This is a genomic window from Dasania sp. GY-MA-18 (assembly GCF_024734385.1).
Lineage (GTDB): Bacteria > Pseudomonadota > Gammaproteobacteria > Pseudomonadales > Dasaniaceae > Dasania > Dasania phycosphaerae.
Genome location: NZ_JANHAP010000006.1, coordinates 1 through 12,950, shown reverse-complemented (window position 1 = coordinate 12,950; position 12,950 = coordinate 1). Strand labels below are relative to the sequence as shown.

The 12,950-nt window shown below is 49.3% G+C and carries 11 protein-coding genes; 6 read left to right on the top strand and 5 right to left on the bottom strand.

Annotated elements, in window-relative coordinates:
* Nucleotides 1–39: 39 nt before the first annotated feature.
* The 5 genes from NO559_RS08390 to NO559_RS08370 all read right to left on the bottom strand — a co-directional run bounded on the left by NO559_RS08390 (nt 40) and on the right by NO559_RS08370 (nt 4,772).
* Nucleotides 40–687, bottom strand: a complete 648-nt coding sequence (locus tag NO559_RS08390; protein WP_258331365.1) for a methyltransferase — start codon at nt 685–687, stop codon at nt 40–42.
* Between the two features lie 123 nt (nt 688–810).
* Nucleotides 811–1,539, bottom strand: coding sequence for an ABC transporter substrate-binding protein (locus NO559_RS08385; protein WP_258331364.1), 729 nt, complete (start codon nt 1,537–1,539; stop codon nt 811–813).
* A gap of 148 nt (nt 1,540–1,687) precedes the next feature.
* A complete protein-coding gene (gene nhaC / locus NO559_RS08380; RefSeq protein ID WP_258331363.1) occupies nt 1,688–3,163 on the bottom strand; it encodes a Na+/H+ antiporter NhaC in 1,476 nt (491 codons plus the stop codon).
* Nucleotides 3,164–3,201: 38 nt separating this feature from the next.
* Complete coding sequence (locus NO559_RS08375; protein WP_258331362.1) at nt 3,202–3,666, bottom strand: GNAT family N-acetyltransferase; 465 nt, start codon at nt 3,664–3,666, stop codon at nt 3,202–3,204.
* Between the two features lie 32 nt (nt 3,667–3,698).
* A complete protein-coding gene (locus NO559_RS08370) occupies nt 3,699–4,772 on the bottom strand; it encodes a helix-turn-helix transcriptional regulator (RefSeq protein WP_258331361.1) in 1,074 nt (357 codons plus the stop codon).
* Nucleotides 4,773–4,931: 159 nt separating this feature from the next.
* Between NO559_RS08370 and NO559_RS08365 the strand changes: the two genes are divergently transcribed.
* The 6 genes from NO559_RS08365 to NO559_RS08340 all read left to right on the top strand — a co-directional run bounded on the left by NO559_RS08365 (nt 4,932) and on the right by NO559_RS08340 (nt 12,730).
* Nucleotides 4,932–5,429 (top strand): formate dehydrogenase subunit gamma, encoded by a 498-nt coding sequence (locus NO559_RS08365; RefSeq protein WP_258331360.1) that lies wholly within the window; start codon nt 4,932–4,934, stop codon nt 5,427–5,429.
* Nucleotides 5,429–7,024: an NADH-quinone oxidoreductase subunit NuoF gene (locus NO559_RS08360; RefSeq protein WP_258331359.1), complete on the top strand. Its 1,596-nt coding sequence runs from the start codon at nt 5,429–5,431 to the stop codon at nt 7,022–7,024. The genes NO559_RS08365 and NO559_RS08360 overlap by 1 nt, the downstream gene beginning before the upstream one ends.
* The gene (gene fdhF, locus NO559_RS08355; RefSeq protein WP_258331358.1) at nt 7,017–9,935 is read left to right on the top strand and encodes a formate dehydrogenase subunit alpha; all 2,919 of its coding nucleotides are present in this window, start codon (nt 7,017–7,019) and stop codon (nt 9,933–9,935) included. The genes NO559_RS08360 and fdhF overlap by 8 nt, the downstream gene beginning before the upstream one ends.
* On the top strand, nt 9,935–10,771 hold the full coding sequence (gene fdhD / locus NO559_RS08350) for a formate dehydrogenase accessory sulfurtransferase FdhD (protein WP_258331357.1): 837 nt from the start codon (nt 9,935–9,937) through the stop codon (nt 10,769–10,771). The genes fdhF and fdhD overlap by 1 nt, the downstream gene beginning before the upstream one ends.
* Before the next feature lie 592 nt (nt 10,772–11,363).
* Nucleotides 11,364–11,723 (top strand): hypothetical protein, encoded by a 360-nt coding sequence (locus NO559_RS08345; protein WP_258331356.1) that lies wholly within the window; start codon nt 11,364–11,366, stop codon nt 11,721–11,723.
* Nucleotides 11,724–12,223: 500 nt separating this feature from the next.
* Complete coding sequence (locus NO559_RS08340; protein ID WP_258331355.1) at nt 12,224–12,730, top strand: hypothetical protein; 507 nt, start codon at nt 12,224–12,226, stop codon at nt 12,728–12,730.
* Nucleotides 12,731–12,950: the final 220 nt, after the last annotated feature.

The window sequence follows — 12,950 nt, the reverse complement described above, 5'->3', positions numbered from 1 at the left end:
ACTCATAATGAGTTGCGCCTTTTTTTTGCCGTAGCCGGACTATCGCAAAAAGCTTAGCACCGTGGCGGAATACTCTAATTTGTCTTCGCCTATGGTTTTTTTCTGCTCAGAAAAACTAAAACCCAACGCCATCATTTTTTTACTAAAGGCCCCTTTATTACCGCGACCCGGATCTACCACTATAACTTCACAGTGCGGCTTGGCGTGCTTATTAATAAACTCCGATAATTCAACAATATGATTGCGCTCATAGAGTAAGTCGGCACCAATTACCACATCAAAAAGCCCCAAGTTGTCGTTAGCGCCTTTCCAGTCAGTGCGTAAAAAAGGAATGCCACGACCATGGTTCAACTTAACATTTTCCGCCAAGTAATGGCCGGCTTCGGGGTGATAATCGGTAGCAGTAATATCCGCCTGCCTGGCGTTAAGTAATAAGCTGGGCAAGGCTATACCACAACCCACCTCTAAAATACGCTTACCCTCTACCTCAAAAACTTGCATTTCCCTGGCTAGCATTTCACCGGCCTGCCACAGCACGCCAAACAAGGACCACTGCGCCGAAGAAATACCCAGGTCTTCGGCCACACCAAAGGGGTCTGAAAACTGCTGTTTATCTAATAGGCTTCTAATATGTATATCGTGACGTTCAAACTCTATGGTTTGATAGCGTATTCGGACGGGGTTCATAGCGGGGCTCTGTGCTTAGTGAAACGCAACAAGCTCAGATCAAAAATGATTCGCCACGTAAGATGGCTGTACTATAAACAGATCACCCATTAATAGCGAATAATCATTCCACAGGCTACGGGACTATTCATCTATTGCGGGTATATGCAGCCAATCCTTCAAGCCATATTTAGCCAATATCGCCGCTAGCTCGCCATTGGCACGCAACTGCCGGGTGGCCGTTACAATCAAGCTTATATATTCCGTAGAGGACGCTAAGGCAGGGGAGCAAGCTATATAGTTTTTACTGGGCGGGGTTAAAAAACCGATAGTTTTAATTTGCTCTTCAAGCTTCAGTTTTTGTAAGGCGGCCTGTACTACAGCGGATGAATCTATTAGCACATCAACCTTACCCTTTAATAAATCCTGCAAATTATACTCAAGCGCAAACATGCCACGGCGATTAATAATATTAGCACTGCCTTTATGCTGCTCAATATACTTATCTATTTCAGGGGTATAGCTATAGCCATCAATCACCGCTAATCGCTGCCCCGCCAAAGAGGCAACCCCGTTGTATTGCCAGGATTTGCCAGCCGAAGCATATAAGCCTAGTCTGTCCACCCCTTGGTGTATTTCGGGAAACAGCAATTCTGGCGCATCATTTTTATAAGTCGCCACCACACAGTTTTTTTCGCCGCGAGTCACTTGCTCGATGGCATCACGCCAGGGCATTAATTGATATTTAACCGTATGGCCAGCCTGAGCCATGGCATATTCAGCCAGCTCAATCATATAACCAGGTTGTGGGGAATTGGGTATGCCGTTATAAGGATAATATCTATCGGCAACTAAAGTAATTTCATCGGCCACAGTGGACCATGTGCCCAATAGGCAAAATAGAGTACAACTTAGGATAGAGAGCTTATTTTGCAAGATAGCCACAACCTAACGTTATTGTTTAGCCATCAAGTTTACAGCACTATACCCATATTACTGATAAGGGTTTACCCCTATAAAACTACGGTTTTTTTAGCTCAGCGCTGCTCACATCAAAATCTTCTAAAGGGATTATTTTAAAGTTGATATAGCTATATAGCAGCGCAATCAGCGGGTTAATTAAGTTAAAAAAAGCGAACCAAAAATAGGCGCCAGTGGCCACCCCCAAAGTGGCGGCCATAAACGCGCCACAGGTATTCCAGGGTATAAGCACCGAGGTCACCGTGCCTGAGTCCTCTAAATTGCGAGACAGGTTCAAGGGGTGCAAGCCGCGCTTTTGAAATTCTTTTTGAAACATACGGCCGGGCAACACTATAGAAATATACTGGTCGCCGGTCACCACATTAGTGCCTATACAAGTAACAATGAGCGAGCGTATTAAACCGCCTGCACTATGGGCCGAGGCTACCATCATGGCCACCAGCCTAGTCAGTAAGCCAGTTTTTTCCATCACCCCACCAAAAGTCATGGCGCTCATAACCAGCCAAATAGTATTGAGCATACTGCTCATGCCGCCGCGAGTTAATAGGCTGTCTATCATCTCGTTGCCGGTGTTAGACACATAGCCATTAAAGCTTGCCATCCACACACCTTGTACTTGCGCCAACACGCCGCTGCGGTTCTGCTCAGCTAAGCGTGCCACTGCTTCGCCCTGAAACAACAGCGCAAATAACACGCCGGTTAAGCCGCCAATCACAATAGTGGGGATGGCCGGCACTTTTTTAAAAGCCAAAGCCAGCAGCACCACCACCGGCAACAACATATACCAGGCAATATGAAACTGATCTTGCAGCGTGCCACGCAAGGTAGCCAGCTCTGTTTCAGTTACATTGCTATCGGCGCCCAAGGCTAAAATAGAAAACAAAATTAAGCTAATAACAAAACTGGGTACGGTGGTCCACATCAGGTTTTGGATATGAGGGAACAACTCACTGCCAGCTACCGAAGGGGCTAAGTTGGTAGTATCAGATAAGGGCGAAAGTTTATCGCCTAAATAGGCACCCGAAATAATGGCACCGGCGGTAATCTCTACCGACAAGCCCATACCTTGGGCAACACCGATTAAGCCTATGCCTATAGTGCCCGCCACAGTCCAAGAGCTACCTATACTCAGCGCGACGATAGCGCAAATTAAACAAGTCGCTGGGTAAAAAACCGCTGGCGATAATAGTGCCAAACCATAATTAATCATGGCCGGTACCGTGCCCGCTAAAATCCATGTGCCGATTAACATACCCACGGCTAATAAAATTAATACCGCCACCATGGCCATCATAATACTATCGACTATGCCATCTTGTATGGATTTCCAACTGTGGCCGTTTTTTAAACCCACCACGCTGGCGATGCAAGCCGCCAGTATTAAGGCAATTTGATTTGCGCCGTAAGAAGAGTCACTACCAAATAAATACACCGAGGTGGATAGCATTACAATCAAGCAGGCTACCGGTATGGCAGCATCCACTAAGGTAGGTTTTTTTACAGCTTGTTGCGTCATTGTGGTGGGCCTTTTTTTTATTTCTATGGCAATGATAATTAGGCGTCTATTTCTTCAAAAAGCTTGTAATGGGTTTCTGCCATACCCAAACGTTGGTAGGTTTGTTGGGCGATAAGATTATCTTGCTCTACGTATAGCCTAAAACCACAAACATCACCCTGCTGCTGCGCCAATTGTTTAACCTTGTTATACAGCCTAGTGTACAGGCCCTGCCTGCGCCATGCAGTTTGTACATAAACGCTTTGTATCCACCAAAACTCACCGTTGCGCCAGTCACTCCATTCGGTGGTGACCATTAGTGAGGCAACAACTGCGCCCTCCACCTCGGCCACTAAATAAAAACCGCGGTGCGGGTTGTTAATTAAATTACGCACCCCAGCCAAAATCACCTCAGGAACTAACAGCTTATTTTCAGTTTCCAGTGCCATGGCGCTATTAAAATCAGCTAAGGCTTGGTCGTGATCTAGGGTAGCAGGGCGTATGACTAGCGTTTGTTCAGCCATAGGTACTCCTTTTATTTTTTCATGACTTAAAGTTACGAGGCCGCGGCCAACAGCTCACCTACAGATAAAATTTCACCACAACGGTCACTTTTATAACCCGGCAGCTTAGCCACCGCCTGGTGAAAGGCTTCACTCTGTATTTCATTAATAAAACGGATCAAGGCAACATCGTTTAACGCCTTGCGGTTGCAGACCATAATATAGTCTTCGCTGGCGATGGGGATAAAATCTAAACCAAACTGCTTAGCCGCCGCCTTCACCCCAAAGCCCACATCGGCCATGCCCGCTGCCACGTAGGCCGCTATAGCGCCGTGGGTAAACTCTTGGTCGCTATAGCCCTGTATGCCCGCCACCGCTATGCCTTCATCTTTTAATAGTTGATCGAGTAGCGAGCGGGTGCCTGAGTCTTTTTGCCGGTTAATAAATTTTAATTGTGGCCGCAGCAAATCCTTAAAGCCCTGCACGTTTTGCGGATTGCCCGCCTGCACCATTAAGCCCTGCTCACGACTAATAAAACGTATGGCCACATGAGCTTGCGGTTTTATCAACTTACTATAGGCCGCCATCAATTCCGGTATCACCACTCCGGTTGGAATGTGAAACCCGGCTATATCACAGGCTCCGCGGTTTAATGCCGACAGCGCATCTAAGGGGCTTTGGTATTGCAAATCCAATTGATAGTCGCTGGCAAAGTCCGGCAGCAGCGCCACCGCATAGCCGTGGCTGGCATGCAGCCGCAATAAGGGCGCCACATCCGACAACGCCCGGTGCAGCTCTATATTAATTTCGGAAGCCAGGTTATCCATTTGCGGTTTTAGCCGCGCCATTACCCGCTGCTCGGCCCACACCAGTTTTTCGCCCAGCGGCGTTAAAGTCGCACCTTTACCTTTTTCCAAACTCACCACCTCGGTGCCAAAAAAACTGGCCCATTTATTCAGCAAGTTCCAGCCGTGCCTATAAGACACCCCTATGGCTTTGGTGGCCTGGGTTAATTTGCCGTGCTCGCGTATGGCCTGCAACAGCTTAAACAGCAGCGGGTCTATGTGGTTGCCAGCCTCATCGTGAAAAGACCAGGCGGGGTCTATGTGGATACGTTTTATACTCATAATCACTGACTTAAGATTGTATTTATCACCATATGTACTTAGGTACATATTTGGTGTTTGCCGGGGCGATGGTACTATATTTCAACGGATAAGCACTACTTATTACTCAATATATGCACAGGTTTACATAACCGACATTAGCAATCAGAGCACTTATTAATGACCACTACCGCCGACAGCAGCACTCTGGCCGCCACCCTTAACAGTATTATTGCTGAGCACCAGGGTTTAGAAGGGCCACTACTACCCATACTGCACGCCACCCAAAAAGCCCTAGGCTATATACCCAGCGAGGCGGTACCCGTCATTGCCCAGCAACTGCAACTCACCAAAGCCGAAGTGCACGGGGTGATTAGCTTTTACCACTTCTTTCGCAGCCACCCCGCCGGTAACAACACCATACAAATCTGCCGCGCCGAATCCTGCCAGTCTATGGGCAGCCGCGAGCTAGAGGCCAATATCAAGCAGCGCCTCAAAACCGATTACCACCAAACCACCGCCGACGGCGAAATCACCCTAGAGCCGGTTTACTGCCTAGGCAACTGCGCCTGCTCACCGGCAATACGGGTTAACGACGACATACACGGCCGCGTCACCATGGATAAATTTGAACACATCTTAGATGAACTGCTAACCGTCGCCGTGGAGTTAAAATAATGAGCACCAATACAGCCACCGTTTATATACCCCGCGACACCACTGCCCTATCACTAGGGGCCGACAAAGTTGCCGCCCAGCTGCAAAACCAGCAGCCTAACATCAACATCGTGCGCAATGGCTCGCGCGGCCTGTTTTGGCTAGAGCCCATGATAGAGGTAGCGACCCCCAAAGGCCGGGTAGCCTACGGCCCAGTACAGCCAGAAGATGTAGAGAGCCTGCTAGCCAGCGATTTTTTACAGGGCGGCAGCAGCCACCCGCTGTATTTAGGCCTCACCGAACAGATACCCTACTTAGCCCAACAACAGCGGGTCACCTTTGCCCGGGTAGGCGTTACCGACCCAGTATCGCTTAACGATTACCGAGCCCACGGCGGCTTGGTCGGCCTAGAAAAAGCCCTGGCGCTACAAGCCCAAGCCATCGTTGACGAAGTAAAAACCTCCGGCCTGCGCGGCCGTGGCGGCGCTGCCTTCCCCACCGGCATTAAATGGCAAACCGTGCTGGATGCCCCCAGCGATAAAAAATACATAGTCTGCAATGCCGACGAGGGCGACTCCGGCACCTTTGCCGACCGCATGCTTATGGAAGGCGACCCTTACTGTTTAATAGAAGGCATGATCATCGCCGGTTTAGCGGTAGGTGCAGACCAAGGCTACATCTACCTGCGCGAAGAATACCCCGTGGCCCACGCCATCTTAAACGAGGCCATAGCCTGCGCCGAGCAAGCCAATATCTTAGGCGACAATATTTTAGGCTCGGGTAAACGCTTTAACTTACAAGTGCGCTTGGGCGCTGGTGCTTATATTTGCGGTGAGGAAACCTCGCTACTGGAAAGCCTAGAGGGCAAACGCGGCATGGTACGCGCCAAGCCACCGCTGCCCGCCATTGTCGGCCTGTTCGGCCAACCTACCATCGTCAACAATGTGATTTCACTGGCCAGCGTACCCGATATTTTGGCCAAGGGAGGCGAACACTACCAAGAGTTTGGCACCGGCCGCTCCCGCGGCACCCTGCCCTTTCAACTGGCGGGCAATATTAAACAGGGCGGCTTGGTTGAGCTGGCCTTTGGCGCCAGCCTAAAAACCCTACTGCAAGACTTTGGCGGCGGCACCCGCAGCGGCAAGCCCATGCGCGCCGTGCAAATAGGCGGCCCGCTGGGTGCTTATTTGCCAGAAGAGCTATGGGACACCCCCCTAGATTACGAAGCCTTTATGGCCATAGGTGCCGGTGTAGGCCACGGCGGCATAGTGGCCTTTGATGACAGCGTTAACCTATCCCAGCAGGCGCGCTTCTCTATGGAGTTTTGCACTATAGAGTCCTGCGGTAAATGTACCCCCTGCCGCATAGGCTCCACCCGCGGCGTGGAGGTAATAGACCGCATTACCAACGATGAACAGCGCTCCGGCTCTCTAGAAGAGCGTGAAAAACAAATCGAGCTGCTAGAAGAGCTATGCGACACCATGGTGCACGGCTCGCTATGCGCCATGGGCGGCATGACCCCCATACCCGTCACCAGCGCACTCAAACACTTCCCACAAGACTTTTTACCTAACGCTGCTGGCAATAAAGCCGCACAAGGAGCCGACCATGCTTAATCACTGGGATCCTAAAGACTTAGACCTTAACAAAGATTACGGCACCCCGGCCCCCTTCCCCGAATACTCCGAGGAATACGCCAACCTCAAACCCGTCACCCTCAGCATAGACGGGCAGGAAGTGACCGTGCCCGCAGGCACCTCGGTCATGCGCGCCGCCGCCATGAGCGACATACATATACCCAAACTCTGCGCCACCGACTCGCTGGATGCCTTTGGCTCCTGCCGCATTTGCTTGGTAGAGATAGAAGGCCGCCGCGGCTACCCCGCCTCCTGCACCACCCCTGTGGAAGCAGGTATGCAAGTACTTACCCAAACCGGCAAACTGGCCAAGCTGCGTAAAAATGTGATGGAGCTGTACATCTCCGATCACCCGCTAGATTGCCTCACCTGCCCCGCCAATGGCGACTGCGAACTGCAAGACATGGCCGGCACCGTGGGCCTGCGCGATGTGCGCTACGGCTTTGAAGGCGAAAACCATTTAGATGCCGAGAAGGACCAGTCCAACCCCTACTTCACCTTTGATGCCAGCAAATGCATAGTGTGCTCGCGCTGCGTGCGCGCCTGTGAAGAGGTGCAAGGTACGTTTGCACTTACTATCGACGGCCGCGGCTTTGACTCTAAAGTCGCCGCCGGCCAAGACCAAGACTTTATGGATTCCGACTGCGTCAGCTGTGGTGCCTGCGTACAGGCCTGCCCCACCGCCACGCTAATGGACAACTCCATTATCGACCAAGGCCAACCCGAGCATAGCGTTATCACCACCTGCGCCTATTGTGGTGTGGGCTGCGCCTTTAAAGCCGATATGAAAGGCGACCAAGTGGTGCGCATGACCCCTTACAAAGGCGGTGCCGCCAACCGTGGCCACTCCTGCGTAAAAGGCCGCTTTGCCTTTGGCTACGCCACCCACAGCGACCGCGTTACCGAACCCATGATACGCGACAGCATAGACCAACCCTGGCGCACGGTAAGCTGGCAAGAGGCGGTAGACTTTGCCGCCCAGCGCATACGCGGCATACAAGCCAAGTACGGCCAAAACAGTGTGGGCGGTATTACCTCCTCGCGCTGCACCAACGAAGAAACCTACCTAGTACAAAAACTGGTGCGCGCCGCCTTTGGCAACAACAACGTCGACACCTGCGCCCGGGTTTGCCACTCGCCCACCGGCTATGGCTTAAAACAAACCCTAGGTGAATCAGCAGGCACGCAAACCTTTGACTCGGTAGAAAAAGCCGATGTGATTATGGTGATAGGTGCCAACCCCACCGATGGCCACCCAGTATTTGGCTCACGCCTGCGCAAGCGTTTACGCCAAGGCGCATCACTGATAGTGGCCGACCCCCGCGAAATTGACGCACTCAAAACCGCCCACGCCAAACACACCGCGCATCTACCGCTGCGCCCCGGCACCAACGTGGCTTTTATTAACGCCATGGCCTACACCATTATTGAAGAGGGCTTAGAAGATAAAGCCTTTATTGCTGAGCGCTGTGAAGGCCCGGCCTTTGAAGAGTGGAAGGCGTTCATCATGGAGGCTAAAAACTCACCCGAGGCCAGCGCCGACATCACCGGCATTAACGCCGCCAAACTGCGCCAGGCCGCCCGCGATTATGCCAACGCCCGCAACGGTGCCATTTATTATGGCTTAGGTGTTACCGAACACAGCCAAGGTTCTACCATGGTGATGGGCATAGCTAACCTCGCCATGCTTACCGGCAACATAGGCCGCGAAGGCGTAGGGGTAAACCCACTGCGCGGCCAAAACAATGTGCAGGGCTCTTGCGATATGGGCTCGTTCCCCCACGAGCTACCCGGCTACCGCCCAGTGAGCGACGATGCCGTACGCGCCAGCTTTGAGCAAGCCTGGGGCGTAAGCCTGCAGGCCGAGCCTGGCTTTAGAATCACCAACATGCTGAACGAAGCCGTGGCCGGTAACTACAAAGGCCTGTATTGCCAAGGCGAAGATATTGCCCAGTCCGACCCCAATACCCACCACGTTGAGGCCGCCCTGCGCAATTTGGAATGCCTAATCGTGCAGGATATTTTCTTAAACGAAACCGCCAAATTCGCCCACGTATTTTTACCCGGCTCCTCGTTTTTAGAAAAAGACGGCACCTTTACCAATGCCGAGCGCCGCATCTCGCCGGTGCGCAAAGTCATGAAGCCCTTGGGCGGCTTGGCCGATTGGGAGGCCACCATGTTGCTATCCAACGCCCTAGGCTACCCCATGGATTACAGCCACCCCTCAGAAATTATGGATGAGATAGCCAGCCTGACCCCCAGCTTTGCCGGTGTAAACTACCAACGCTTGGATGAAGAAGGCTCTATACAGTGGCCCTGTAATGACGCAACCCCCAACGGCACACCCATCATGCACACCGATGAGTTTACCCGCGGCAAAGGTTTGTTTATTAACACCGAGTACGTGCCCACCACCGAAAAAGTCACTAGGCGCTTTCCGCTGTTGCTCACCACGGGCCGCATACTGTCGCACTATAATGTGGGCGCACAAACCCGCCGCACCGACAACGTGGCCTGGCATGCACAAGATATTTTAGAGCTACACCCGCACGATGCCGAAGACCGCGGCATAAGCGATGGCGACAAAGTAGAAATCGCCAGCCGCGCCGGTAAAACCGCACTTACCGCTAAAATATCGGAGCGCATGCAGCCGGGTGTGGTGTATACCACCTTCCACCATCCGGAAAGTGGTGCCAATGTGATTACCACCGACAACTCCGACTGGGCCACTAACTGCCCAGAATATAAGGTAACAGCGGTGCAACTCACCAAGGTGACGCAAAAGTCGCAATGGCAACAAGAGTTTGAAGAGTTTACTGAAAAACAGTTAAACTTTTTGGACCAGCGCCTAGCTGACCACGATGCCGATCAAGAGAACCTAAAAGCCTAATGCCAAACGCCAACGACCACAGCGCCAACGATAAACCTAACACTATCACCGGCGCTGTGGCTCGTAAGGTCACCCCTTGGCCAGACTTACAAGAACAAGACGACTGGATTATAGAAGAGCTGCCGGTTGCGCTGTCCTATAACGGCATCTCCCATGTGGTGATGATGGCCTCGCCCATCTTGCTTAAAGAGTTTGCTCTGGGCTTTAGCTTTAGCGAAGGTATTATCAACAGTGCCGCCGATATTTACGATTGCGAAATACAGCAAAGCGAAAGCGGCATCAGCATTAATCTGGAAATTAGCCAACGCTGTTTTAGCGCCCTCAAAAATAGGCAGCGCCAGCTTAGCGGTAAAACCGGCTGCGGTATTTGCGGGCTAGAGTCGCTGCAAATGCTAGCGCGCCAATTCCAGCCCATAGCCAGCCCGCAACAGTTTCAACACCGCAGTTTACAAAAAGCCATTAAAACCCTAAGGCAAAAACAACAACTGCAAGACCTCACCGGCGCCGTACACGCCGCCGCCTGGTGCGACCCACAAGGCAACATACTACACATAGCCGAAGACGTAGGCCGCCACAACGCCTTAGACAAACTGATAGGCATTTTACTGCAACAACAAACAGATACCCGCTTAGGCTTTATCACCCTCTCCAGCCGAGTCAGTTTTGAAATGGCCCAAAAAACCATCGCCATAGGCGCGCCCTTATTAGTTGGCGCATCCGCCCCCACCTCTATGGCCTTAAGCGAGGCGGATAAATATGGTTTGTGCGTGGTGGGTTTTGCTAGGCCGGGTAGGCAGGTGGTTTATAGTCAGTTGGGTAGAGTGGTTGAGGGTTGAGGAGGACTTGGCGCTCGTAAAAAATAATAACCTCAAAAGCCCAACCGCATTGTTACCATTCCATAAAGTATTGAGTTATTAAAAACAGCCACGTATCCAACGCGAAGTTGCTTACCCCCCATCCGGCGCGCTTAAATTAATAACGAGCAACTATCCCCCTGCTCTCTGTTTCTTAACAGCTCATAAGCTAGCCCCTCTGCGCATAAAAATAACAAAACCCAATAAATACAAGGCCTACAGCACTTTGCCTACACTAGAACCGGGCTTGGAATAATTAGAAACTGGCCACTATTGGTAAACTTACAGCACCCAATATTTGTTAGATCAGCAGCAGAATATGACTTGCCATGAACATTAAAACTGTAAGCGTTTGATTTATTGATGAAAAATAAAACAGCGGTTTAATCTCTCACCCAACAAATATAGCAATGGCTCATATATTTGTTGGATGATATATGAGCAAAAATGTAAATAAGTCATTGAATTAGAAGTTTTAATGTTGGAATTTATGCGTAGAATGCTGAGATATATAAACTTAGATATACGGGCACCCCGCCCAAGAATAAACTGTTAAAATGACACGAGCAATGGAATGACTAACTACCAACCAACAATAATAAAAAGAGTGCTTTCGGTATCTGTAGTGGCTTTATCCATATTTGGTTTTATTCATATAAATTCAGTTATTCCAGAATTCATCGCCAGCCTAGATCAATTCAATGAAAAATTACCAATATTCACAGCCGCAATAATAAACTATCATTTATTCATATCTGGCTTTATTATTCTCACATTAATTGTCTCGCTATTTTTAGCAAACACACATTCATCTGCAGGTAAGTATCATAAGCTAGCTTTTTACTATTCAATGCTTAGCCCTTTAATCCTTGCTGCATTTTTAGCAATAGTCATATTTGCTATGTATTTACCAATATTCACAATAGAGGCATAGTCATATAAAAATTTTAACAAAGCCAAGCACACACGCCGCTGCGCGGCTGGACGTCAAAGCTGCGCTTTGCCGCCCGTGTTGGCGGCGTTAAGTGTACATATGAATCAAGCTCAAGGAATAATCATAGGAGTTCTTGCCGTAGGTTGGTATACATGGCTTTACTACTATTTCTATGATGCTTTCTTTATCAATGTACAACTTGAGCCAATGTACAACACATGCATACAGTCTTTTAGCAAAGTCCTATGTAAATCTTCCCTGTACATATCTTTATGGGCAATGGAAGTTCCCGTCATAACTATGCTAATACTTAGTTTTACTATTGTTGTTTCAATAGCAACTTACCTTATAAAAAAAATTAACTATCAAGTCACTCACATCATAATTGGTTACATTGTCGTCCTAACACCTTTATATATTTATCAAACCAATCAATTAGGCGTATTCAGCGTCAACATGCTAGCAGCAACCATATTTACTCACTCAGTCATACTGTTATCATGCTTCAAGCTAGCAAAACACTTAACAAGCAAAGGCAGCGGACGGCTAAAGCCGCCCGCTGCTTAAGGCGTTATGGGTCAGATATGAGAAAAACATTAGTTCTAATATTTATTTTAAGTTTTTCTAGTTTTATTAATGCTGCAACACCAAAAATTTTGCAAAAGCTGGATATTGTTATCTCTAGCGACTCAACCAATGAAGCGAAAGAAGACGCTATCGGCTGGATTGCATCGGATCTAACCGATAATGGCGACAACAGCTATGGAAGGCAAGATTTTTCATATATCATTCCTCACATCGACAGTCTGATTAATCTAATGCAAGAAGAGATATTTTTCTTTCATGTATATCACATACTTACTAGAGAATACGGAGTCTCATGCCACATAAAAATTGCAGACGAGCGAAAGAACAAAATAGTAAAATCAATAAAAAAACTAAAAGTAAATAGCGACTATTATTTACATCAATTTAATAATTTTTGGCCAGTATGTTCAGTGAACTAAGCTGTCAACCCATAACAAGCGCATCAAAGACCAGCCGCAACAAACACGCGGCTTGGACTTCATTACGCTGCGCTTCATTCAGCCCTTTATGCGGGCGTTGAGGCTGTAGAAAAACTAATAAAACGCGGCGTTTTTTGATAAAATCTCGAACTCAAATGGAGAGAGTTCATGGCTAATTTTAAACCTTACGATTACAACCAGACCTCAATGGTTGTGATTA